18 protein-coding genes are annotated in these 26,417 nt (G+C 38.1%); 8 read left to right on the forward strand and 10 right to left on the reverse strand.

The window, feature by feature from the left end:
- Positions 1–6 precede the first annotated feature (6 nt).
- Positions 7–1,089 carry a metallophosphoesterase gene (locus ACF3OC_RS02155; RefSeq protein ID WP_392470781.1) on the forward strand — a complete coding sequence of 361 codons (1,083 nt, stop codon included), beginning with the start codon at positions 7–9 and terminating at the stop codon, positions 1,087–1,089.
- Between the two features lie 104 nt (positions 1,090–1,193).
- Here the strand turns inward: ACF3OC_RS02155 and acs are convergent, their stop codons facing one another.
- Complete coding sequence (gene acs, locus ACF3OC_RS02160; RefSeq protein WP_094255550.1) at positions 1,194–3,110, reverse strand: acetate--CoA ligase; 1,917 nt, start codon at positions 3,108–3,110, stop codon at positions 1,194–1,196.
- A 191-nt stretch (positions 3,111–3,301) separates the two neighbouring features.
- Between acs and ACF3OC_RS02165 the strand changes: the two genes are divergently transcribed.
- Positions 3,302–4,153, forward strand: a complete 852-nt coding sequence (locus ACF3OC_RS02165) for a hypothetical protein (RefSeq protein ID WP_144043679.1) — start codon at positions 3,302–3,304, stop codon at positions 4,151–4,153.
- On the opposite strand, the gene ACF3OC_RS02170 is transcribed toward ACF3OC_RS02165, so the two are convergent.
- The 3 genes from ACF3OC_RS02170 to rsmA are packed head-to-tail and all read right to left on the reverse strand — an operon-like array spanning position 4,142 to position 7,015.
- Complete coding sequence (locus tag ACF3OC_RS02170; RefSeq protein WP_094280267.1) at positions 4,142–5,068, reverse strand: NAD(P)-dependent oxidoreductase; 927 nt, start codon at positions 5,066–5,068, stop codon at positions 4,142–4,144. The two genes, ACF3OC_RS02165 and ACF3OC_RS02170, sit on opposite strands and share 12 nt — an antisense overlap.
- A gap of 11 nt (positions 5,069–5,079) precedes the next feature.
- Positions 5,080–6,234, reverse strand: coding sequence for an FAD-dependent monooxygenase (locus ACF3OC_RS02175; RefSeq protein ID WP_256962495.1), 1,155 nt, complete (start codon positions 6,232–6,234; stop codon positions 5,080–5,082).
- A 1-nt stretch (position 6,235) separates the two neighbouring features.
- Entirely contained in the window at positions 6,236–7,015 is a 780-nt protein-coding gene (gene rsmA / locus ACF3OC_RS02180; protein ID WP_094280266.1) for a 16S rRNA (adenine(1518)-N(6)/adenine(1519)-N(6))-dimethyltransferase RsmA, read from the reverse strand.
- A gap of 138 nt (positions 7,016–7,153) precedes the next feature.
- Here rsmA and pdxA point away from each other — a divergent pair, with 138 nt between their 5' ends.
- From pdxA to ACF3OC_RS02210, 6 genes are all read left to right on the forward strand, one after another.
- Positions 7,154–8,209, forward strand: coding sequence for a 4-hydroxythreonine-4-phosphate dehydrogenase PdxA (gene pdxA / locus ACF3OC_RS02185; RefSeq protein ID WP_094280265.1), 1,056 nt, complete (start codon positions 7,154–7,156; stop codon positions 8,207–8,209).
- A 70-nt stretch (positions 8,210–8,279) separates the two neighbouring features.
- On the forward strand, positions 8,280–9,683 hold the full coding sequence (locus ACF3OC_RS02190; RefSeq protein ID WP_094255545.1) for a CCA tRNA nucleotidyltransferase: 1,404 nt from the start codon (positions 8,280–8,282) through the stop codon (positions 9,681–9,683).
- Positions 9,684–9,759: 76 nt separating this feature from the next.
- Positions 9,760–10,338, forward strand: coding sequence for a hypothetical protein (locus tag ACF3OC_RS02195; protein ID WP_094280264.1), 579 nt, complete (start codon positions 9,760–9,762; stop codon positions 10,336–10,338).
- A gap of 94 nt (positions 10,339–10,432) precedes the next feature.
- Positions 10,433–11,344, forward strand: a complete 912-nt coding sequence (miaA, locus tag ACF3OC_RS02200; RefSeq protein ID WP_094280337.1) for a tRNA (adenosine(37)-N6)-dimethylallyltransferase MiaA — start codon at positions 10,433–10,435, stop codon at positions 11,342–11,344.
- 413 nt (positions 11,345–11,757) lie between these two features.
- Positions 11,758–13,860, forward strand: coding sequence for a glycoside hydrolase family 2 protein (locus tag ACF3OC_RS02205; RefSeq protein ID WP_094280263.1), 2,103 nt, complete (start codon positions 11,758–11,760; stop codon positions 13,858–13,860).
- Between the two features lie 10 nt (positions 13,861–13,870).
- Positions 13,871–15,370 (forward strand): alpha-L-fucosidase, encoded by a 1,500-nt coding sequence (locus tag ACF3OC_RS02210; protein WP_392470785.1) that lies wholly within the window; start codon positions 13,871–13,873, stop codon positions 15,368–15,370.
- 77 nt (positions 15,371–15,447) lie between these two features.
- On the opposite strand, the gene ACF3OC_RS02215 is transcribed toward ACF3OC_RS02210, so the two are convergent.
- The 6 genes from ACF3OC_RS02215 to recJ all read right to left on the reverse strand — a co-directional run bounded on the left by ACF3OC_RS02215 (position 15,448) and on the right by recJ (position 26,394).
- Complete coding sequence (locus tag ACF3OC_RS02215; protein WP_392470787.1) at positions 15,448–17,184, reverse strand: RagB/SusD family nutrient uptake outer membrane protein; 1,737 nt, start codon at positions 17,182–17,184, stop codon at positions 15,448–15,450.
- Between the two features lie 10 nt (positions 17,185–17,194).
- Positions 17,195–20,419 carry a SusC/RagA family TonB-linked outer membrane protein gene (locus ACF3OC_RS02220; RefSeq protein ID WP_094280336.1) on the reverse strand — a complete coding sequence of 1,075 codons (3,225 nt, stop codon included), beginning with the start codon at positions 20,417–20,419 and terminating at the stop codon, positions 17,195–17,197.
- 299 nt (positions 20,420–20,718) lie between these two features.
- On the reverse strand, positions 20,719–21,789 hold the full coding sequence (locus ACF3OC_RS02225) for a branched-chain amino acid aminotransferase (RefSeq protein WP_094255538.1): 1,071 nt from the start codon (positions 21,787–21,789) through the stop codon (positions 20,719–20,721).
- 596 nt (positions 21,790–22,385) lie between these two features.
- A complete protein-coding gene (locus tag ACF3OC_RS02230) occupies positions 22,386–23,903 on the reverse strand; it encodes a GH3 auxin-responsive promoter family protein (protein WP_094280260.1) in 1,518 nt (505 codons plus the stop codon).
- A 24-nt stretch (positions 23,904–23,927) separates the two neighbouring features.
- Positions 23,928–24,662 carry an LPS export ABC transporter ATP-binding protein gene (gene lptB, locus ACF3OC_RS02235; RefSeq protein WP_094255536.1) on the reverse strand — a complete coding sequence of 245 codons (735 nt, stop codon included), beginning with the start codon at positions 24,660–24,662 and terminating at the stop codon, positions 23,928–23,930.
- A 31-nt stretch (positions 24,663–24,693) separates the two neighbouring features.
- Entirely contained in the window at positions 24,694–26,394 is a 1,701-nt protein-coding gene (gene recJ, locus ACF3OC_RS02240; RefSeq protein WP_392470790.1) for a single-stranded-DNA-specific exonuclease RecJ, read from the reverse strand.
- Between the last annotated feature and the right edge of the window lie 23 nt (positions 26,395–26,417).

Genomic DNA, 26,417 nt, shown 5'->3' on the forward strand with positions numbered 1-26,417 from the left:
ATCATTATGAATTCTAAACCTATTTCAATTTTAACCCTGCTCCTTGGGTTGTTATTTTTATCGCATGCAGGTATGGCCCAGCAAGGCTATGAAAAACCTAAATTAACAAACAGTGAGTCCTGGTCATTAGTTTTAGTTCCGGACCCGCAAACCTATGTTAAATATGATCGGAATGTGGGGATTTTAAATTTGATGACTTCTTGGATTCGGGAGAATGTTGACTCCTTAAACACCCAATTTGTATTATGTACCGGAGATTTGGTGGAGCAAAATGATTTATTAAATCCGGATACAAAAGCGGCTAACCAAAATAGTAAGCAGCAATGGACCAATACAAGTGAAGCATTTCGGAAACTAGATAATCGAGTACCTTATGTTTTGGCGACAGGAAATCATGATTATGGTCATGTCAGCGCTGAATATAGGTCTACGCAATTTGATAAGTACTTCTCTGCGGAGCAGAATGGATTTAATGCAAAGGCCTTGCGAGAGATTGGTCCTGCATTAAATGGAAATTCAACGGCTGTAAATGCAGTTTTTGAGTTTGAAACGCCACATCCCAAAAAACTTTTGGTTATAGTGTTGGAATTTGCTCCACGCAATGAAGTTCTAGATTGGGCTTTGAAAACCTTGAATCAGGCGAAATATGAAAATCATGATGTTATCTTATTGACTCATACCTATCTGGATAGAAATAGTAATCATATCAAGAAGGAAGGGTACAAGATTGAGGATGCCAACTATGGAGCGGCTGTTTTTGAAAAACTTGTAAAACCATCCAAGAATATACGCATGGTATTTTCGGGACATATAGGTGCTCCAGATGATTTTGAAGGACATATAGGTTTCAGACAGGATAAGAATGCTGCTGGAAAGACCGTTACACAGATGACTTTTAATGCGCAAGCCATGGGCGGCGGATGGTTTGGAAATGGGGGTGATGGTTGGTTGAGATACTTGGAATTTTTGCCAGATGGAATAACCGTAAAAGTGAAAACTTTCTCACCTTTATTTGCGATTTCTCCTGCAACACAAAACCTAGCTTATAAAAAGGAGAAAAATCAAGAGTTTGAGTTTTCTTTGGATTAAAGATGTAAGAATTAAATAGTATATAAAAACCCCGTCATGAATTATGACGGGGTTCTTTTTTGGAGTTTATTCTCTTTATTTGGTTAAGATTCTTAAATCAGACCTTATTTTTTCATCTCTTTAGATCCTTCAATGATAGCTTCAACAACTGTTGGGTCTTGAAGTGTAGAAGTATCACCAAGATTATTTAATTCACCTTCAGCGATCTTTCGCAAGATTCTACGCATGATTTTTCCAGATCTTGTTTTAGGCAAATCCGTTACGAATTGAATAATATCCGGTTTAGCGATTGCCCCGATAATACGTGTTACAGTTTGCAAGATATCCTGACGAGTTTTCTCAGCATCAATATGGTGGTTTGCAATCACATAAGCATAAATCCCTTGACCTTTAACAGGGTGCGGATAGCCTACGATTGCGGATTCTACCACATCGGAGTGCATATTGATGGCATTTTCTACCTCTGCGGTTCCGATACGGTGTCCAGACACATTTAATACATCATCGACCCGACCTGTGATGCGGTAGTATCCTTCAGGGCTACGGTAACAACCATCACCTGTAAAATACATATCCGAATAGGTAGAGAAATAAGTTTGTCTACAACGTTCATGATCGCCCCAAGTCGTGCGGAGCATACCTGGCCAAGGGAATTTGATACATAAGTTTCCTGATACATCATTTCCTTCGATTTCTTCACCATTCTCATCCATTAAACATGGTTGTACCCCTGGAAGCGGTAGCATTGCATAACCTGGAATTTCAGGAGTAATACCTGCGATAGGCGTAATCAGGTGACCACCATTTTCTGTTTGCCACCAAGTATCCACGATAGGGCATTTGCCATGGCCTACCTTTTCATGATACCAATTCCAAGCTTCCTCATTGATAGGTTCACCAACCGTTCCTAAAACACGTAGTGATGAAAGATCTTTACCTTCTAAGTACTGATCCCCAAATGCCATCAAGGAACGGATTGCTGTAGGAGCAGTATACAAGATGTTTACTTTATATTTCTCAACGATATCCCAGAATCTACTTGCGTCTGGATAGGTAGGAATACCTTCAAACATCAATGAAGTAGCACCTTGCGAAAGAGGTCCATAAACAATATAACTATGACCGGTAATCCATCCAATATCCGCTGTACAGAAGTACACTTCTCCCGGCTTATATTGGAAAGTATTGGCAAAGGTATAGCCGGTATAGACCATATAGCCAGCTGTAGTATGTACTACACCTTTAGGTTTACCTGTTGAACCGGAAGTATATAAAATAAATAAGGTGTCTTCAGCATCCATTTCTTCTGCAGGACAAGCTGGATTACCTTGGGTTTCGACTTTCTTGATTTCATCTTCCCACCATACATCGCGACCTTTGATCATAGAAACCGGCGTACGAGTACGGGTCAATACGATTACTTTTTCAACAGAATCACATTGCATTAATGCATCATCCACAATAGATTTTAGTTCCAGAACCTTTTGACCACGGAAACCGCCATCAGAAGTGATTACTAATTTACATTCTGCGTCATTGATTCTATCAGCGATTGAACGTGCCGAGAAACCACCAAATACCACATTATGAATTGCACCGATACGTGCACAAGCTAGAACAGCAATAACCAATTCAGGTACCATAGGTAAGTAAATACAAACACGGTCACCTTTGCGGATATTGTTATTCTTAAGAACATTAGCGAATTGCTCTACTTTTTGAAGTAGTTGTTTATAGGTTAAGACGCGGTGCGCTTCATTGGGGTCATTAGGTTCCCAGATGATTGCAGGTTGATCTCCTAATTTATAGATATGACGATCGAGGCAGTTTTCAGTAATATTTAACTTAGCACCTTCAAACCACTTTATATCGGGATCTTTAAAATTCCATTTAAGTACATTGTTCCATTTTCTTTTCCAAAAGAAATGGTCCGCCACATCCCCCCAGAAAGCTTCTGGTTCTTCTACACTTCTTTTGTAAGCTTCTTGATACTCGTCAAAAGATTTAAGCTGAAAATTCATCTTTTTTTTAAAAATTATAGGTCTACATTATCTTTACATCAGGAAATTATTTAATTCGGTCAATTAGTTATTGAATGCGGAAAAAATAAGGACCTGTATAGCTAATTTAATTTTTTTTCGATTGAAATACTAATTTTTGTAGGCTAGGAACAAATATTGACAGCAATTGTTAGGTTACAATGACAAGGTTTTTGAAAAGACTGTATTACTTTTTGGTTCATACCAATGTATTAATTGCGCTTGCAGCAGTTGCTCAATGTGCCTTGACCTATTATATTCTAAATCTACCGGTCAATGATCCGATTCTGGTCATCGAAGGAGCAACAACACTATTATTATATAATCTGAGTTTGTATCTATCCTTGCCAAAGGATCCGAGTAAATCTCCATTTCAAAGAACCAGATGGATCGGTAAAAATATGTGGTTGTTTTGGTTGTTAAGTGCCATAGCTACAGTGATAACCATTTGGGCACTTTTTCAGGTGCATTTAATGACTTTGTTTTTCTTGGGATTTATTGGCGTGATAAGTTTGGCTTATGCAGTGCCATTGCTGAAAGTGAAGGGTAAATGGGTGGGGATGCGTCAGGTTCCGGGCTTAAAGGTGTTTTATATAGCCTTGGTTTGGTCCTTAAGTAGTGTTGGATTGCCGGTCGTGGAGCTGTATGCCAATGGCGCCAATATTGATTGGTATCAAGCAAACTATCTGGGACTTGTGAAAATCGTATTTCTAGTCCTCTGTACATTGCCTTTCGATATTCGGGATTATGAACAAGATAGTTTATATAACCTGAAGACCGTTCCGATTCTCTTGGGAAAGCAAAGGGCAATTAATCTATCCTATGGAATAGGCGTATTTCACTTGATTCTTATTCTTTTATCGCCGAATACCTGGGCAGTGCGGATAGCTTTGCTGATAACAACAGTATTGATTCTCATTATGTTCCGATTTATTATCTTTTCGAAAGAAAAGCATTATCACCATGTCTATCTACTGGATCTCGCACTAGTGTTACAGTGGTTCTTTGTGTGGTTATTGATTTAGAAATGCAATAATCTTATCAGCTAAGACATCAGAAAGCTTATAATAACTTTCGAAAGTCCATCCGGCCACATGGGGACTTAAAAGGACATTGTCTCTTTCAATCAGGTTTTGATACCAGGATTGTTCTCCCAATGCTGGGAATTTCTCCACAGGCAAGACATCAAAAGCTGCCGCGATTATTTTTCCTTCATCTAATTTTTTGATAACTGCAGGAACATTGACTATTCCTCCACGAGCCCCCATTAGGAAGAAGATGGGTTTTCTAAAATGGAATAGATATTCATCATCCACCATGCCTTTTGTTTCACGGGTAAGTGGAATATGGAAACTCAATACATCCGCCCGGCGGACAACCTCTTCCATAGAAACCTCAGTGGCATACTGGTCAGAAAAACCAGTTTTATATTTGTCATAAGCAATCACATTGACATCGAAACCAGAGAGTTTTTTCGCCATTGCTTGACCGTTATGACCATACCCAATTAAAGCTACGGTTCTACCTTTTAATTCATAGCCACGATTTTCTTCACGATTCCATTGACCTGCACGAACTTCTCTATCGCCACGATTCAGGTTGTTCATTAGACTGAGCAGCATTCCAATCATATGTTCACCCACAGCATCACGATTGCCCTCATTTGCAGGAATCAAGAAAATCCCTTTGCTCGCCGCATAGGCTTCATCAATATTATCCATTCCTGCACCAGCACGACCTATCATTTTCAGGTTAGGATTTATATCAATAAATTCCTTGTCGACCTGAAACTTCGAGCGAATGATTAATCCGTCAAAATTAAGAATCTGTTCTTCGGCTTGCTCTCTAGTGAAATCTGGTTGATAAGAATATGAGATTCTAGCCTTATCTAATTTCTGCAAGAGGATTTCGTGTATATCGTCGACTATTAAAATGTTCATAATGGATACTATTATTTCATGAAGTCTTCTTTAAACACCTTGAGCAATGATTTTTGGTTCATGCTGTCGGGCATTATTTTCATGAGTTTATTTCGGATTGAAATTAGGAATTTATTTTCCCATTGAGCCACATCACCTATGAATTTGGAGGTGTCTGTGATATATTTTGTTCTGGCCAATCTTTTCTTTTCGAAGGTTTCGAAAGCTTGTGGAACGGGCTGGTTTTTTATTAATTCTTTGGAAAGAACGGCTACATCTTCCATAGCTTGGCATGCTCCCTGTCCCATATTGGGGGTGCAAGCATGGGCAGCATCACCAATAATCAGGATGTTGCCAAAAGCAAAGTTTTTGAGTGGTTTTATATCAATAATATCACTCCATATTAAGTCGCTATCTTGGGTGTTGTCAAGAACTTCCTGTATAGGGCTGTGATAGTTTGCGAATTGATTCTTCAAATCCTGGACTTGATAATTTTTAAAAGTGGGGTTTTGCTGGGGGCCATTAATGCAGGCATACCAATAAATTCTATCATTTACCATCGGAGATAATCCGAACCGACCTTTATGCCCCCAGGTTTCAGAACCTTTTTGGATTTTTAATTGGGAGTTGTCGATTGTAGCTCGCCAGCAACTATAACCAGCATATCGAGGTTTTGAATCCGGAATTAATTGCTGCCGAAGGGGGGATTTTATTCCATCGGCTATGATCAGATATTTTGTTTTATGGATTGTTCCATCTTCAAAAAACACTTCTATATAATCTTGTTGTTGTTCAAATTTGAGTGCTTTTTTACCAGCGAAAACAGATTCTGGATTTACTTTGGACAGTAAATACTGGTGTAGATCAATACGATGTATGGCAAAGTTTTTCTGCTCATACGTTTCAGATATTTTTTTTGTGTTGGGATTGACCAAAATATCACCTTTTTGATCTAGAATGGTAAAGGAGTCCATATAATATCCGATTTCTTCGACTTCTTGTCGAATTCCGATATAATCGAGGGCATGCATTGCATTTGCTGCAAGGCCGAATCCTGCGCCAATACCTTTGATAACTTTGGATCTTTCAAAGAGAGTGAATTCACGACCAAGATTTTGGAGGGCAATTGCTGTCGTTAGACCTGCGACCCCGGCTCCAATGATGCTAAATTCACTAATGTTATCCATATCAGAGGCTTCTAGAAATTTCGTTTGTTAGGATTTCAAAATCTTGTACGGTTAAGCGTTCAGCTCTTAATTCGTAAAGTGGGTTATCGCTCATTCTATCTTTCGGTACAACGGCAGAAAGGGCATTTCTCAAGGTTTTCCTTCTTTGATTAAAGCCAGCTTTTACTACTCTCCAGAAAAGTTTTTCATCGCAGTCCAAGGTCTCACGGTTATTTCTAACCATTCTCATAACTCCGGAAAGTACTTTTGGCGGTGGATTGAATGCACCAGCTTTCACTGTAAAGAGATAGGAAACATCATAATAAGCCTGTAAAAAGACGCTTAGAATGCCATATTCCTTACTTCCAGGTTTTGCGACACAACGTTCAGCGACTTCTTTTTGAAACATGCCGACCATTTCGATCACCCGATTTCTTTCTTCCAGTACCTTAAATAAGATTTGCGAGGAGATATTATAAGGGAAGTTGCCGATAACAGCCATTTTTTCTCCGAAATATTTATTGAAATCCAGGGTTAGAAAATCACCATGGATTAATCGGTTTCCAAGCTCAGGGTATTTATCAGCTAGATATTCAATAGATTCATCATCCACATCGATCAGAAAAGTTTCGTAAGCTTGATTTTGAAGGAGGAAATCCGATAGTACGCCCATACCTGGTCCAACTTCCAACACCTGATTGAATCCTAGGGAAGGAGTTAATGCTTCAACAATTCGTTGTGCTGCATTTTTATCGTTAAGGAAATGCTGACCTAGATGTTTTTTTGCGCGTACAGAACTCATAGAGAATATTTGACACAAAGATAGTGTTTTTTAAGACAGGAGGATTTCAATATGGGCTTCCATTTGCATGATAATAGCAAATGAGCCCTAATGTTTATGATTTTTTGCTATTTTTGACTGTATCTAAAAGCATTGACGATGAGTGAAAAACTAAAAATTGGCATTTCAGTAGGTGATATTAACGGAATCGGTTTAGAAGTGATTATTAAATCATTGATGGATAATCGCGTTATGGATTTCTTCACACCCATAGTTTATGGCAATACGAAAGTTGCTTCATTTCACCGGAAGGCAATTGGCGTGAATGATTTCAGTTTTAATGTGATTAATTCTGCAGATCAGGCAAATTCAAAGCGTCCAAACATGATCAACTGTTGGCAGGAAGATGTGAAGATAACTTTGGGCGAACAGAATGAAATTGGTGGAAAATATGCTTTCATCTCCCTAGAGAAAGCTACTGAGGATTTAAAAGCCGGATTAATTGATGCTTTGGTTACTGCGCCAATCAATAAGCATAATATTCAACAGGAAGGTTTTAATTTTCCTGGTCATACAGAGTATTTACAAGCTGCATTTGGGGCGAAGGATGTGTTGATGTTCATGGTCAGTGATGAGCTTCGAGTAGGTGTTGTTACTGGACATATTCCTGTGAAGGAAGTTGCTTCTTCCATCACCGAAGATAGTATTCTACATAAATTGAGGATGATGAATGAAAGTCTGAAGAAGGACTTTTGGATTCAGAAGCCAAAGATTGCAGTTTTGGGATTAAATCCACATGCTGGCGATGATGGGTTGATAGGAACGGAGGATAAGGATATCATCAGACCAGCGATTGAGAAGGCGAATGAGGAGGATATTTTCTGCTTTGGACCTTTTCCTGCGGATGGATTTTTCGCAGCCGATGCTTACACTAAATTCGATGCAGTATTGGCCATGTATCATGATCAAGGTCTAATACCATTTAAACATATTGCTTCACGCAATGGAATTAACTTTACGGCAGGACTACCAGTTGTTCGAACTTCACCAGACCATGGTACAGGTTATGATATTGCTGGAAAGAATCTGGCATCTCATGCTTCCTTTTTAGAGGCGATATTTGAGGCCGTTCATATTGTAAATAGACGTAGAGAGCAAGAAGTTTTAACCGAAAACCCATTGGCTTTCCGCAGATTATCGAAAGATAGGGACTAAGTTCCTATTTGATTTTACATAGGCGTCCATCTGTTTACTATAAAATTCATTACTTTTGCACTTTGTTGCTATGAGTGAGAATTTAAGTCATCCCATATTTTCCATAATAAGAGAATTAGCCCATCAGGAAGGGGTTTCCTGTTTTGTGATTGGCGGTTATGTTCGTGATCGGATTATGGGCCGACCATTTAAGGATGATATCGATATCCTTGTTCTAGGGAGTGGGATTGATTTTGCGAATAAATTAGGAGAAAAACTACATACTAAAGTTGCTGTTTATAAGTCTTTTGGTACCGCGATGTTGGTATACGAGGGCTTACAAGTAGAATTTGTGGGAGCTCGTAAAGAGTCCTATCGTAAGGATTCCAGAAAGCCAATAGTGGAAGATGGAACCTTAGAAGACGATCAAAATCGCCGTGATTTCACGATCAATGCGATGGCATTTTCACTGAATGAAAGTGATTATGGAGCATTGATAGATCCATTCAATGGCGTTGATGACATCCAGAATCGCGTAATCAAAACCCCTTTAGCACCAGATATTACATTTTCCGATGATCCTCTTCGGATGATGCGTGCAATCCGCTTTGCTACTCAACTAAATTTTAAGATAGATGGGGTAGCATTGAATGCGATTTGTGAACAAGCAGATCGGATTCAAATTATCTCTAAAGAAAGAATCACCGACGAATTAAATAAAATTATTTTAGCTGAAAAACCATCCATAGGATTCAAGTATTTATTTGATACTGGCTTATTGGAGAAGATTTTTCCGGCCATGTATCAGCTGTACGGTGTGGAATACGTTGATGGAAAAGGGCATAAGGATAATTTTTATCATACCTTGGAAGTGTTGGATAATGTGGCAGAGATGTCAAATGATCTTTGGCTTAGATGGGCTGCGATTATGCATGATATTGCGAAACCAGCGACGAAAAGGTTTGATAAGAAAGTGGGTTGGACATTTCATGGGCATGAAGACCGAGGTGCCAAAATGGTCCCTAAATTATTTGCTGAACTTAAGCTGCCGCTGAATGAGAAGATGAAGTTTGTCCAGAAATTAGTGATGCTTCATTTGCGGCCGATAGTTTTGGCGAAGGATATTGTTACGGATTCAGCGGTTCGTAGGCTTCTCTTTGAAGCGGCGGATGACATTGATGATTTGATGCTGTTATGTCATGCTGATGTAACAACTAAAAATGAATACAAAAAACGAAAATACCGAGATAACTTTGAGCTGGTTAAGCAAAAGTTGAAAGACGTTGAAGAGCGAGATCACCTTCGGAACTGGCAGCCACCTATTGACGGTGAGGACATTATGGAGACCTTTGGTATTGGACCTGGGAAGCATGTCGGTATGATCAAGAAGGCTATTCGAGAAGCGATCCTAGAGGGTGATATTCCTAATTCGCGAGAGGAAGCTCTAGCTTTTATGGTAGAAAAAGGAAAAACATTGGGCTTAACCAAGGTTTGAAGGAATTGATTTTTTAAAAAAATATGTAATTTTAAGCTTGAAATAAAGCTAGTCCTATTAAATACATTTTATTAACATGGCGATTTATAGATTTAGAATAACTTTTGAAGACTACGAGGATGTTTACAGGGAAATTGACATGCCTTCAAAAAGTACATTTTTGGATTTACACACACAGATTCAGAAAACTACAGGCTATGAACTGGAGCGTTCTTCATCCTTTTACGTAAGTAATGATCAATGGAAGAAAGGGACTGAAATTGCTTATTTGCCAAATGACAGAAAAAAAGCATCTGGTGTTTTGAATGTTGAGGAGATCCGTTTAAGTAAATTTATTGATGATCCACATCAGAAATTCTATTACACGTATAACTTTGACCGTCCTTATGATTTTCATGTTGAATTAATAAAGATTTTGAAAGAGGAGGAAGGAAAGGAATATCCAGCTATCTTCAAAAAAGTTGGGGAAGCTCCAAGAAATTTAACTGCGGCGAATTTTCCAATTACAGCGGAAGAAGACGATGATGATGACTTCGTGCCAGAGGAAACTGAAGAGTATGGAGTAGATGAGGAGGATGATTATGATATGTTTGATGATGAGGAGGGCGAAGAGTCAGAAGGAGAATCGAACAAGTCTAATCAAGATGATTATTAAGAAATAATAAATAAAATATTTGAATAGATGATAGAGCTATCTATCATCTATTTTTTTTGATATAAAGCTGGATTTTTGGCAAGGAAAAATGGAAATGAGTAGACAAAAGACATTAATCGTTGTTGTTGGACCTACGGCTGTTGGGAAAACGGCATTGGCAATTGAATTGGCTAATCATTTTAAGACCTCGATTATTTCTGCGGATTCAAGGCAATTTTATCGGGAGATGAACATTGGAACTGCCAAGCCTGACCAGGATGAATTGGCACAAGCACAACATTATTTTATCAATTCTCATTCGATTACCGAAGATTATACAGCCGGTGACTATGAAAGGGAAGCCTTGATTCGGTTGGCCGTACTCTTCAAAAGCTGTGATACGGTGGTTGCTGTTGGGGGGTCAGGATTATTTGTTCGAGCATTGACCGAAGGTTTGGATGATCTGCCGAAAGCTCCAGAGGAAACCCGAGAAAGATTAAACGAATGGTTTCGTAATGAAGGCCTGGAGCCCTTGAAGCAGCGGTTGCAGGAAATTGATCCGGATTATTACGGTAGAGCAGATATCGATAATCCACAGCGTGTAATCCGTGCTATCGAAGTATATGAAGCTTCTGGATTGCCGATTTCTCATTTTATGAAAAATCAAAAGGCAAATCGTTCGTTTCAAGTTATTACGATTGGGTTAAATACGGATAGAGAGCTATTGTATAATAGAATCAACCAACGAGTAGACTTAATGATGGCCGCAGGCTTACTTGATGAAGTCAAATCGTTGATCGCCTATAGAGATAAACCGGCCTTACTCACGGTAGGCTATGCGGAGATATTTGACTATCTAGATGGTCATATTAGCTTGGAGGATGCAGTTTCTCAGATCAAGCAGAATTCACGTCGCTATGCCAAAAGACAGATTACCTGGTTCAAGAAATATGGAAATACCGTATGGTTTGAGCCAAATGAAAAGGATAAAATTATTGCTTATTTGGAAGAGCAATTACAAGATTGAATAAAATAGAAATAGCCCAGGGATGGGCTATTTCTGCTTAATAGTGTATACTTACTAATAGTTAGATGGATTAGTCATGTTATTATTTCATCATCTGTTCCATTCTTCTAAAAACCTTTCTTTCTCCCTAATTTATACTTGATGAACAAGCCATAATTATTGATTATTTTATTCAAAATCGATTAAAAATAATATTGGATAGGGAGTTGAATTTCGATTTTCATATTTGATGTATAGATAGTGTTGGATGACGTATTTCAAAGATATTGGTAAATCAGGTATAAGAAAATACCTGTTTACAGGTATTTCTGTTCAGAATAATGTTACGAAAACCATTTCGCTATTAACGCAATCGATTGTTAGGATTTGGTCGGCTCGATTTGTTTATCTTAGAATATTTTTAAATCTAAAATATGAACTCTATTTTTAGAAAGCGTTGCTTCTTAATCCCGTTAGTTTTATTTACGTATCAATTGACATTGGCGCAATCCAGAGTTGAAGAATCATTCAATGATGGCTGGAAATTCTATAAAGCCAATAATTCTACATTTTTCACTGATTTTGATAATGGTCAGAAATACTTTGAGAGTCAAGGGCAGTGGACCAAATTAGAAGTTTGGGAGGATGTGAATCTTCCGCATACCTATAATAAGGACGATATGCAGAAAGACCGTAATTTCTATGAAGGGAAAGCGGTTTATCAGAAGACCTTTACTCCAGCAGAGTCAGACCAAAACCGTAGGACCTTTTTGAAATTTGAAGGGGTAGGTGCAGTTGCTCAACTTTTTGTCAATGGCAATTACATTGGAGAACACAAAGGAGGATACTCCATGTTCACTTTTGAAATAGGTCATTCTATCAATTACGGAAAGGAGAATACCATTACTGTGATTACAGATAATAAATCCAGAAGGGATATCATTCCTATCAATCATTTCTTATTCCCGGTATACGGAGGTATTTATAGACCAGTACATTTGATCAGTACCAATAAAACCAACTTTGTAGTAACGGATCAAGCTTCACCTGGAGTTTTTATTAGACAAAAAAATGTCTCTAAACAATCTGCCGATATTCATGTAGAAGCGAAATTGGAAACACGTGAAAAGGTTTATCAAGATGTGGAGTTCGTTGTAGAAATAAAGGATAAAACTGGTAAGGTCGTTGAAACTAAAATACAGCCAATCAAAATTTCTCCACAAGGATATGCTTACATCAATGAGGTTATTAAATTAAAATCACCGCATTTATGGGATGGTGTTAGAGATCCATACCTCTATTCTATTGAAAGTAAAATAGTATCCAAAGGGCAGGAGCTGGATGTTGTCAAACAACCTCTAGGCATACGTAGCATTGAATTGATTGCTGGTAAAGGTGTCTTTTTAAATGGTAAAAAGTATCCGATGTTTGGAGTTACAAGGCATCAGGATCGTGAGGGTTTTGGGTCTGCGTTGAGCTTTGAGCAACATAAGGAAGATATGATGATGATTAAGGAAATGGGTGCTACGACGATTCGTTTGGCCCACTATCAACAATCTTCGGATGTATATGCTTTGGCGGATTCTATTGGATTCCTTACATGGGCAGAGATTCCATTTGTAAACCGTGTTTCATACTATGAGAATGACAATGCGAAACAACAAATGGCGGAATTGGTGAAACAGAATTTCAACCATCCATCCATTTATATCTGGGGTGTACATAATGAGGTCTATTCCAAAACGGCTGATGAGCAAGTGCCGGTTTTATCACGTGAATTAAGTGATATTGCGAAGACTTTGGATCCCGATCGTTATACTGTTGCGGTTTCAGGATACAATGTGATTGACCGTCCTGATAACCTAAGTACAGATGTACAAGGGATCAATCATTATTTTGGATGGTATGGCGGTAAGATCGAAGATCTTGGTCCATGGGCGCAGAAGGTTGAGAAGGATTTTCCGGAGTATAAAATCATTTTATCGGAGTATGGTGCAGATGGGAATATTGATATCGGTCAGGAAGTGCTGGAGGCACCTAAGGATGTTGTAACTGGAAAATCTTTTCCAGAGAACTATCAAACGGAGACCCATATTCAACAATGGGCGGCCATTGAAAAGAACCCTATTATCCTAGCATCGTATTTATGGAATAGTTTTGAGTTTGCTGTCCCGGCATGGAACCGTGGAGGTGTGAATGCGCGGAATTTAAAAGGATTGATCACCTTCGATAGAAAGCGGAAAAAGGATTCATTCTATTGGTATAAAGCGAACTGGAACCCTGAGCCAATGATCTATTTGGCAAACAGAAGGGATAATATGAGAACTCATAAACAGACGAAAATTCAATTGTTCTCCAACCTTTCAAAAGTGCAGGTACTGGTGAATGGGAAAGAATATACAGCTAAACCTGGGGTAAACAGCAAACATTGGGTTGTAGATGCTGTGGAGTTAAAGACAGGAGAAAATATCATTCAGGCGAAAGGAAAGAGCGGAGATAAGGAATTTACAGATGAAATGATCTGGAACTTGAAATAAACTTTTTTTTATGAAAAGAATAGTAAAACCGACCTTATTAGGTTTAGCCATATTATTAAGCCAGCAATCCTACGGTCAATGGACAGGTCCGAAGGTAAAACCGACGAATCATACGGAGGTGAAGTATGGTACTTTGACACCGAAACACCGTACAGATCCGGCAATGGAAGCTTTTAGAAATTATGGGCTCGGACAGTTCATCCACTGGGGATTGTATGCTATTCCGGGGAATGAATGGGAAGGGGTAAGTGCGAGAAAAGGTGCTGCAGCATCGGAGTGGATTAGAACCTGGTCAGGACCTACTGCACCAAAGAATTGGAAAGAAACCTATGATAACCTTTATAAGCAGTTTAATCCAAAGGATTTTGATGCCCATAAATGGGCTAAACAGGCGAAGGACATGGGAGCCAAGTACATGATATTTACCACAAAGCATCATGATGGATTTGCTTTATGGCCAACAAAATATTCAAGCTATAATATTAGTAAATCGCCATATAAGAAGGATATTGTAAAGGAGGTGGTGGATGCTTATACCGCTGAAGGAATCGACGTTTATTTATACTTTTCTATCCTGGAGTGGAATAACCCAGATTATCTGAGTAAGGAGCCTAAAACAGAAGAGGAAAAGAAAAGATTCAATAAATTCTTACAATATACCAAGAACCAATTGTTGGAGTTATTACAGAACTATTCACAAATCAAAGGTTTTTGGTTTGATGGTACTTGGGACCAATCGTGGGTGAAGGCCTATGATTTCACCTATAATTTAGAAAAGGAACTTCGAGAGAAGCATCCTGGGCTAATTATCGGATCTAGATTCAGAAATGATGAACATGGGAAAAGACACTTTGACAGCAACGGGGAAATTCTAGGGGATTATGAGCAAGGATGGGAAAGGAAGCTTCCTCAGGAATACGAATGGATAGAAGGAAATGATTGGGATGCCGTGATGACGATTCCGCCAAATGGTTGGGGTTATATGAAAGATTGGTCAGGAATCTATACCAAGAGTACTGATGATATTCTCGATATGTTAATGCATACCGTTTCTTTGAATGGAAACTTCGTGTTGAACTTTGGGCCTGATGGTAATGGATTAATGCATCCAGGGGAGGATAAAGTGGCTGCTGAGCTAGCTGAGTGGATGAAGATAAATTCAGAAGCTGTTTATGGAGTGAGACATGTTGATCTTCCGAAAACAAAGCTTGGTTATCTAACACAAAAGGATAAAAATTTATACCTCACGGTATTCAATAGGCCAGTAAACAATATTGCCAGAATAGCTATTCCTAAAAAATCAAAAGAAGTGCCGGTAAGTGCAGTATTATTAGCTAACGGCCAAAAACTTGAAGTCAAACATGCTGATATCGGTTTAGATCTCGATAAGAACACTTACTATGATGTAATAATTCCTAGCGAATTTACTTCCAAGAGAGCATTTGTTATTAAGATGGAGATGGGATTAGCTTCTGCAGAAGCGGAAAAGCTGATGGATGCAAAAATGTAAAAAGTAATTATAAATATTTATTAAGTAAAAAAAACCGGCTGTTCATTTGAACAGCCGATTTCTTTTCTATTACAATTTTACCATTTAGGATTTTGCTCGATTTTATTATTTATTGCGATTTCCTGAGTTGGAATAGGCCATAAATAATCTTTCTCGGGGTCGAACTTCCTTAGATTAGCATCCTGAAGAATAATATTCCCTTTGCTATCTACTGGTGTTGTTGCTGACCATTTTTCTCCTGAGTTATTTAAGAATTCACTAAATAAATAACTTCCCATTAAAGGTTTTTTCATTTCAATCTCTGCTGTTTTCCAACGAATCAAATCCCAATAGGCAAACCCTTCATAAGCCAATTCTACCAGTCTTTCACGACGGATTTCCTCTCTCATGTTCAAGGTGTTTGTATTGACAAATTGATTGCTCAATTTTGGCATATCAACAAAGTTAGGTTGTTCTGCAGTACCGATATTTATTTGAGGTAAACGACTTCTTAATAAATTGATGGTAAGATCTAGATCTGCATCAGTAATGCTTTCATTTAGTTCGTAGGTTGCTTCTGCGTAGATTAATAATACCTCAGCATATCTCAAAACTGGTTTGTCAATAAATGAAGACTGTAGATTCCAGAATTCCTTGTTTGCATATTTACGGATTCCATAACCACTGCGATGTTGTCTAGGGTTAGGAAGGGTATAGTTACTACTTGAGATAAATTCATCACCTGGTTTGAAAAGGGTGAAGCTCATACGCGGATCTTTTTTGTTGAAATATTCTATATATTTCATATCCTTGTTCGGTTCCACATATAACTTAGACTTCGTAATTGGAAGACCATCAGCCATCAAGTAATTGTCAACAAAATTCTGAGTAGGTAGAATATTGCTACCTTCATAATAGCGTTGTACCGCAGTGCTGGTTACACTGTTCTCACGGTTTACACCATATTGTCTAACAATAATATTTTCCTTGTTTGCTGACCCTTCACCTGCCAATTGGAATAGGTTAAAATAAGCATCATCTGTTCTTTCACCTTTAGATCCAGTCTTCGCCTGAGTGAATAGGGAGTGTTGTTTGGAATCCATTACTTCCTTTGCTGCATCCCTAGCAATGGTTAAGTGCTTTTTCGAATCTCCGTATTTATGGAATTTCTCTCTTGTTCCTTCAAACAATGCTACTCCAGCTTTAAAAGCAAGGGCAGCAGTTTTTGAAATACGACCATATTCTTTGGCTGATACCAACTCGCTGCTTGATCTCAAGTATTGGATGGCAACATCTAGATCCTTTAAGATTAAATCAAGAATTTCAGCCCGTGAAGCTCTAGCAGAGAATACTTCCGGATCACCGATTTTAAGGGTTTTTGTAATCATTGGAACTCCTCCGAATCGCTTGAACATTTCGTAATAAAAAGTTGCACGGAAGAAGTGAGCTTCGCCGATATACCAATTTACTTCAGCCTCAGCAGCTCCTTTTTCAAGGACTTTAGGAGCATTTTCGATTAATTTGTTGGCTTGGAAGATTCCATAATAATTGTAATCTCCACTTGTTGGAGGAGTAGCTCTTGAACCATCACTAATTCCTGTTCCCGATCCGCTATTGGAATATCCATAACTTGACCAAACATCCTCCGATACATCTCCTGAAGTTAAGCCTGGAAGAGTCGTGTAGAAGTAGTTTGCTGCCATTCTTAAATCACTGACTGTATTCCAGTAATTTCCGTCATTCATGCTAGTCTCTGGAATTTCGTTGACATCACATGAACTGATCCCTGTAAAGATCAAGGATCCTATAATTAAATAAATAAATCTCTTTTTCATAATTTCAATCTTATAAATCGATATTCAATCCAAATGAAACCGTTGTTGCAAATGGGTAAGGTGATACCTTGCCATCCTCAGGTCTAATTTCCGGGTCAATTGCTCCTTTGAATACTCCTAATTTTGAAACAGTTAGAAGATCTTCAGCAGACACATAAAGGCGTACTCGCTCAAATGGAAGTTTTGCAAATTGTGTTTTTGATAAAGAATAGCCTAACTGAACATTCTTTAATCTAGCATATGCTCCACTTAAATACCATTTATCTGAATTTTGGAAGTTGTGGCTACCTTCTAAAAATGGTCTTGGGAAAGCCGCATTTCTATTGTCTTCAGTCCAGTAATCCATTTGGAAATCCATTGGTAGATACCAAGAATATAATTGCGGTTGAATCAACTCATTGCTTGGTTTTAAAAGACGTTTACCAATCCCTTGGATGAAAAATGAAAAATCGAAATTCTTATATCCTAAATATGCGTTGATACCAAACTGATATCTTGGATTTGTGTCTCCTAAATAAATTAAGTCCCCTGTATCACCTAGAGTATTTCCTCCTGGAGTGATTTTACCATCGCCATTAAGGTCTATGTATTTTACATCACCTAGGCCTGGTACTCCATTTTTGTTGATAAATTGTGCGTAGCTAGGAGCATTTTGTAATTCACCTTCGGATTGGAAATAACCATCGGTTTTATAAACCCAAACTGAATTCATTGCATAACCTTCAACTAATTTATTTGAACCTGTGTAGACAACGTTGTTTGCTCCGCCATAATGGATAAGTCTGTTTTTGTTATCCGCTAAACTCACACCGACATTATAGTTGAAATCACCTACCTGGTCTCTATAACCAAGGCTGGCTTCCCATCCCCAAGTTTTTAACCTACCATCGTTTGACTTTGGAATTGCTATACCAAGGGTTGCTGGTAAACTTAAGCTAACCAACATATTGTTGTTATACTTTTGATAGTAATCAAAAGATCCAAATAATTTGCGATTTAATAAGCTGAAATCAAGACCTAAGTTTCGCGTTTCAATGGTTTCCCAGGTGATTGCCTGAGCAGGAATTGCAGACTGGTATAAGTAGGTTTGCTTGATGTCATTCAACAATAAGTTTGAATTTGTACTCAATTGTGCAATGTAATCATAGAATCCAACTCCGATTTTAGAACCCACTTTACCCCATGAGATTCTTGGTTTTAACTCATTGATAAAAGGTGTTGCTCCTTGGAACCATTCCTCCTTAGCAACATTCCATCCTAGGGAGTATGAAGGGAATACCTTCCTTCTAATATCTGGCGACAATCTTGAACTTTCATCACTACGGAAAGTAGCTTCAAAAAGGTATTTTTCTTTGTAATTATAGTTGAAACGTCCAAAAAAGGATTGTACTTTCTCTCTTTGCGCCCCTTGATTATGCGATTTATTCAATGGGTCTGAAGTAAAATTCAAGCTAGGGCTATCATTTACATATAGGTTTTTCGTAGAAGCCGTAATATATTGATAATCGTGATCATAGAACTGATAACCTCCCAATACATGGAAATTATGGTTTTCAGCAATTGTAAGGTCATAATCAACTAAGGCCTGCACATTTTGCTTCAGCGTTTTATAATTCGTAATTGAGTAGGAATTAGGGTTGTTTAACTGCGTTTTACTTTTTGCAGTTGGCCCAGAATAATAATCTACAGTCCTTCTGAAGTTACGGTTTTGTAAATCGATACTTTCGCGGCTATACATCAACCTAACCTCTAATCCTTTTACTAAATTATTGACCGTCGCTGTAACGTTATTGAAGTAAGTTCTTTTTAAATCATCATTAAAACCACCATCTTTCATCAATGCATAACCAAATGCTGAGGATGTTCCACTTCTATAATAAGTTCCATCTTCGTTATAGATAGGGAATCTCATTCTTGAGGAATAAAACTGACGTAAAATAGAGTTACCCCCACCGTCAATAGAATAGCCTCCATCCTGAGGGTTATCAGTTTTTTGATTAATGAATGCATTTCCAACATCCAATTTCAAATAATCAGTCACTTGTGCTGAAATATTTGCCCTTGCATTGATTCTTGAAAATTTATCATCACCGACTTTGAACATACCATTTTGGGCCATATTTCCCAATGATGCCATATAGGTAATCTTTTCACTACCCCCTGTGAACTGTATGTTGTTGTTGTAGATATTGTATTTCTTTTGAATGACTTGATCCAAGATATTCTCTTGGTTATAAGTTCTCCATAGGTCGTTTGATCCTAAAACGAATGTAGGACCATTAACTGCATAATTTAAATCCTCTTCATTATATTCCTCGGCGATTCCTGCATTTTTACGTGCTAGGTTAACATAATTCATTTCATCGATCAAGGAAAGTCTGTCTGGCATTGATCCAGGTCTTTGAATCCCTAAATTACTGGAAAGAGAGATTCTACCTTTTCCTGATTTACCTTTTTTGGTGGTTACTAATATTACACCTCCTGAAGAGGCCGCTCCATAGATTGCTGTCGCACCACCATCTTTCAAGATGCTGATATTCTCTACATCACTCGGATTTAAGGCAACAAATGTTTCTTCAGAACTGATCACTCCGTCGATTACGACAAGTGGTGACACCGAACCGTTAGCTGAAGTTTCCCCACGGACGGAGATGTTCAAACCTTGGCCGCCTGGTCTACCTGAATTTCTGGTAACAACCAATCCTGGTGCAGCGCCTTGAAGCATATTCGTAATGGTTGGAGAGGGTCTGTTTTGCAAAACTTTAGGGTCAACCTGTGATACAGCACTCGTTAAATGCGATTTCTTTTGTGTACCATATCCTACAACGACAACTTCATCCAATACATCTTCAGAGGAGTCCAAGATCACATTTTTAGCATTAGATGCCGATACGCTCTTCGTTGTATATCCAATAAACGAAAAACTTAAAACGGACGAGCTGCTTGAAACAGCAATGCTGAATTTACCATTTGCATCTGTTGAGGTGCTTTTGTTCTCATTTTGGACAGTAACAGTTACGCCTGAAAGCGGATTACCATCTTTGTCTTTTACAGTTCCAGATACTTCGGTTTGTAATGATTTGTTAAATGTAATATTTGCGTAATTACGCGAAATTTCAATTTTCCCTTCATTCCCGAATGTTGCGGTTGCGAAGAGTAGCGAGGGTGATAATAAAGCTAAATGAATAAATGCTTTAGACCACCTCACTTTAGTAAAGTAGTGATTTTTGTTCATTTCATTTCTGATCAATAGTTGTTAAGAGTTATTTGGCTATTTCGCAATAATGGTAGGAAAGTTATTTAAGAATGAAAGAATGACTACTCAACACAAACGTTTGTGTTACTTACGAAAACGATTGAGCCTAGACAATATTTCCACATTATTTTCACTGAAATTGGAGATTTGATTTCCTTATTAATTAAAAATTTGAATTTTCTTGTTGTAGGTCTAAGTCACTTAAAAACAGGTGTTTTTACAAATAAAAAAAGACCATCAAATTTGATGGTCTTTTTATGAAGATGAAAATCTTTAATTTATTTAACAATGAAGTTCCATCCAAATGGATCCTCAATTTTACCATATCTTAAATCGTTCAAGTAGGCAAGTACTTTATTCGAGAACTCACGGCCTTCAACCGGAGGTAATTTATAATCTTGACCATTAAATCCAATTCTATCAATATGGGTAATGGTAGCAGCTGTACCTGCAGCGAATGCTTCGGTTACTGTTCCTGCTTCGATACCTTCCAATAGCTCTTGAACAGATACTTTTCTTTGTTCAGCTTTATAACCCCATTTTTCCGCAAGTTCCATAATGGTTCTTCTGGTTACACCATGTAAGATTGTGTCACCATGAGGAGTAATAATAGTATCACCAATGCGGAAGATTAAGTTTGCTGTACCAGCTTCCTCGATGTATTTGTGTTCCAATGCATCTGTCCACATGATTTGATCATATCCTTCGTTGTTCGCCAACTGAGTAGGATATAGTGATAATGCATAATTACCAGCATTTTTAGAAAATCCAACACCACCTTCAGCAGCACGTGTATAATGAGTTTCTACTTTTAAACTGATTGGTTTGCTATAATATGCTCCAACAGGACAGGTAATAATAATAAATTGATAAGATTTCGATGGATGTACTCCTAGAGCAGCTTCAGTCCCGAACATAAATGGACGGATGTATAAAGCTGTTCCTTCTTTCGATGGAATCCAATTGCGATCTACATCTAATAATTTTTTCAATCCATCCATGAAAATCTCTTCAGGGACTTCTGGCATCTCTAACCTGCTGGCGGATTTATTAAAACGCTCCCAGTTTTTGTCCGGACGGAAGATACTTACTGTACCATCCTGAAATTTATAACCTTTAATACCTTCAAAAATGGCTTGTCCATAATGTAAAGCTGACATCGATGGGCTAACACTGAGGTTTCCGTAAGGTACAATTTTTACATCTTCCCATTGCCCGTTGTCATAATTGGCAACCAACATATGGTCAGACATTATTTTACCAAATACTAAATTATCAAAGTCTACTTGTGAAATTCTTGATTGTTGTGTAGGCTCTACTTGAATAGTGAAATTTTCTATGGCACTCATATCAAAAAGAATATTTATTGCTGTGCAATTTAGGGAAAAATATTAAAAGCTTTATTGAATTCTGGATTATTAATGATTCCTATTTCATATTCCTTCCATTTGTTCCTTTATTTCTTATTAATCAGGCTATTTTATTTAAAATGAAATATGTATGTTTTCCTATCCATAACTGTATACAGTTTGCTATACAAACAAACTGCTGAATTCGATTGTTAAAGGATTTCTTACCAGTTTTATTTCTCGGTACAATATTTGGATTAGGGCTTATGCTTTTTAGCAAGCAAATGAAAAGGAGAACGAACCAATTATTGGCGTTATAAAGAGGGGATAATGGATGTGCTAAATTTTAAAGGACATCGATATTCATTCTACTCTTTTTTTCAAAAATTAAAAGGCATGTAATTAAAGGTTTAACTAACAAATCCAAAAAATGGAAAGAGAATCGACTGATTTAAATGCTCAAGCCGCTCCGACAGTAGGAGTATGGAAATTTATCCTAGGTTTTTTTATCTACCTATATAAAACAGCAATTCGTCCCTAATTTCACATTGGGACGATTGAAACAAAGTATAGCCAAATTGGCTAAGCAATAGCTATTAATAAGCTTGGATTAACTTTAAGAGTGGGTCTAAGTATTCCCTGTTATTAGCAAGGCGAGGCACCTTATTCTGACCGCCTAATTTACCCCTACTTTTCATCCACATATAGAAACTACCTTTCCTAGCTTGATGTATTATCGGGAATGAAAGTGCCATGTTTTTATATCGTTTTGCATCATAATCCGAATTTATCTCTCGAAGGGTTGCATCTAAGATTTCTCCAAATCGTTGGAAGTTATCGGGTTCTTGCTCAAATTCAATAATCCACTCATGTGCGCCGGCAGTTTTATCATTGAAATAAACTGGTCCTGCTGTATAATCTTGAATCGTAGCTCCTGTTGCTTTACAAGCGACTTCTAAAGCCTGATCGGCATTATCTACAATAACTTCTTCACCAAAGGTGTTGATGTATTGCTTGGTTCTTCCTGAAATTTGAAAACGATATGGGGAAAGTGAAGTGAATTTAATGGTATCTCCGATTTTATACCGCCAAAGCCCTGCATTGGTAGAAATAATCAAAGCATAGTTCTTGCCTAATTCCACTTCATGCAAACACAAGGTTTTTGGGTTTTCTTCATGGATTTGATCCATAGGCAAGAATTCGTAATAAATCCCATAATCCAGCATCAATAACAGATCCTCGGAATCAGAACGATCCTGAAGGCCAAAATAACCTTCTGAAGCATTATAGTTCTCCAGATAGTACATATTGTCCGAAGGGATTAGCTTTTTGAATTGCTCTCGATACGGTCTGAAGCTCACACCTCCATGACTGTAGAATTCTAAATTTGGCCAAACCTCCAAAAGGTTGTCTTTGCCTGTTATTTCAAGAATTCGGTTCGCCATGACCATGTTCCAAGTCGGCACACCCGCTAAACTCGTTACGTTTTCTTTGATGGTAATTTGAGCGATTTGCTCTATTTTCTCTTCAAAGTTGGGGTTTAAAGTGACCTCAATATTTGGAGTTCGTTTAAATTCTGCCCAAAATGGAAGATTTCGGATAAGGATGGAAGATAAATCTCCATAGTAGGAATCAGGGCTAAAGTTATTGATCTGGGAAGATCCCCCGATAACCACCGATTTACCCATAAAAACCTTATTCTCGGGTTTGTTATGACAAAAAATCGAAAGCATATCCTTACCACCTTGGTAATGACATTCTTCCAAAGATTCAATGCTGACAGGGATAAACTTACTCCGATCAGAGGTAGTTCCTGAAGATTTCGCAAACCATTTAATATCTGAAGGCCATAAAATATTCTGTTCGCCCTTGATCATCCGGTCCACATAGCCTTTAATATCATCATAATCCTGGATCGGAACCCGATTCTTATACTCTTCGGGAGTATAGATGCTATTATAACCATATTTTTTCCCCCATTCTGTTGCTTCTGCAGCTGAAATAAGGCTTTGAAACCACTCATCTTGAACATCATGGGGATACTTCATGAACAAATCAATCTGATGCATCCGCTTTTTCATTATCCAAGTAAAAAGAGAATTCAATAAAGCCATAGGGTATTCAGGATATTTAGGTTTTTAGAATTTTTTACGTCTTAATTCGAAGTGTCTACCCAAATAAAATTTACGGGCAAGTTCATTATCCGCAATTTCTTCTGGCGTACCTGTTAACATGATTTTACCTTCTGTCAATAGGTAGGCTCTATCTGTAATAGAAAGGGTTTCTTGAACGTTGTGGTCGGTAATAAGGATCCCGATATTTCTGGTTTTAAGTTTTGCAACGATAGTTTGGATTTCCTCCACGGCAATCGGGTCAACCCCTGCAAAAGGCTCATCCAAAAGAATAAAGTGTGGATTTGCAGCTAAGGCGCGAGCAATCTCGGTCCGCCTACGCTCACCACCGGATAACAAGTCACCGCGGTTTTTCCGCACTCTATGCAAACTGAATTCCGTCAAGAGCTCCTCCAGTTTCGCCTTCCGTTCTTCCTTATTCGGATAATGGATTTCAAGAACCGCAAGGATATTATTCTCTACCGAAAGCTTCCGGAATACAGAGGCTTCCTGCGCCAAATAACCAATTCCTCGTTGCGCCCGCTTATACATCGGGTCTTGGGTAATCTCCAAATCATCTAAGTAAACATGGCCATCATTTGGCTTAATCAATCCTACAATCATGTAAAATGAGGTCGTTTTACCAGCTCCATTTGGCCCTAGTAATCCAACAATTTCTCCTTGTTCTACATGAAAGGAGACATCATTAACGACAGTACGTTGCTTATATTTCTTGATTAAATGTTCTGCTCTTAGAATCATGTGAATAAACCCTTATTTGCAAATATATTTTTTAAAATTGAATTGCCTTTACATTTAGTTGCAAATTCTTCTTCCCACGCCAAGTGTTTTCTTCAATGCTGAAACAGATATCAAAGGCATTTCCGGAATTAATTTGCCCAACAAACTCGCCTAATCCAAATCCAATACACTCAAATATAGGAGAATCCTCTTGTTTTACAGAAAATTTAAGGTGTGTGGTTCCTACTATATACGCATTGTTGCCCATCGTTACGCCCTTGCAAATAAAGGTCGGAGCTTCATTTTCTGGACCAAATGGTTGAAACTGTTGTAACACACGATTAAATTTAGCGTCAATCTCCGAAAGTCTGATTTCCTTCTCGATGGATACCTCCTGCTGAAGCATTTCAGGTTTGATGCTTTTGCTCACAACCTCTTCAAAACGCTGCTGGAATAATCCAATATTATCTGTTGGCATGGTTAATCCCGCAGCATATTTATGTCCACCGTATTGGTCTAATAAATCACTACATTCACTTAATGCTTCATATAGATCAAATCCCAAAACAGATCTTGCTGATCCGGCAATATGTCCATTGGTATTGGTTAAAATAATGGTTGGACGATAGTACTTCTCCGTCAATCTGGAAGCCACAATACCAATTACTCCTTTATGCCAGTCTTCTTTATATAGTACCGTAGTTTTACGGGTTTGTAAATGCAGGTTATTATCCAAAAGATCTAATGCTTCCTTGGTAATCTGTAAATCATAACCCTTACGTGTATTATTTTGATCATCAACATTCGCCGAGAATATTTTAGCTTCCGGCAATGTTTTAGCGATCAATAGTTTTACAGCATCCTTGGCATGATCAATCCGTCCAGCTGCATTGATCCGGGGACCAATTTGAAATACAATATCATTTACAGTGAATTGTCCGGATTTATGTGTTGATAAGTTGATTAGTGCCTGAAGGCCACAGGAAGGATTGCTATTTAATTTTTTCAGACCAAAATGGGTCAATATACGGTTCTCACCAGTAATAGGCACGATATCAGAAGCTATACTGACAGCTACCAGATCCAAATAATGGTAAGCTCCATCCATGTTCATCCCATTCTGTTGTATAAAGGCTTGAACAATCTTGAAGCCGATTCCACAGCCTGATAATTCTTTGTAAGGGTAGGGGCAATCGTTTCGCTTAGGGTCTAAAACAGCAACGGCATCCGGGAGTTCATCACCTGGTAAATGGTGATCCCCAATGATAAAGTCAATTCCAAGAGAATTCGCATATTCAACCTTATCAACTGCTTTGATACCACAGTCAAGGGCGATTATCAACGTAAATCCATTTGCTTTAGCATAGTCAATTCCAGTGTTGGAAATACCATAGCCTTCGCTATATCGGTCGGGAATATAAAATTCTATCCCTGAATGAAAATCTCTGAAAAAACTGTAAACAACAGAAACTGCTGTTGTTCCATCGACGTCATAATCCCCATAGATCAATATCTTTTCCTTGTTCCCAATAGCACGTTCAATCCTATTGATGGCAAGGTCCATGTCTTTCATCAAAAAGGGGTCATGTAGATGGTCTATGGATGGTCGAAAGAACTCTTTCGCTTGATCGAAGGTCTCGATCCCTCGGTTAATTAATAATTCTGCAATAATGTGGTTTACACCCAGTTCCTTTTGTAGCTTTTTTGACTTGTCTGCGTTCTTTTTAGGTTTCAGCACCCACCTTTTTTGCATATCTTTGCCTTCTAATAAACGTG

Source organism: Sphingobacterium cellulitidis (assembly GCF_043187465.1).
Lineage (GTDB): Bacteria > Bacteroidota > Bacteroidia > Sphingobacteriales > Sphingobacteriaceae > Sphingobacterium > Sphingobacterium cellulitidis.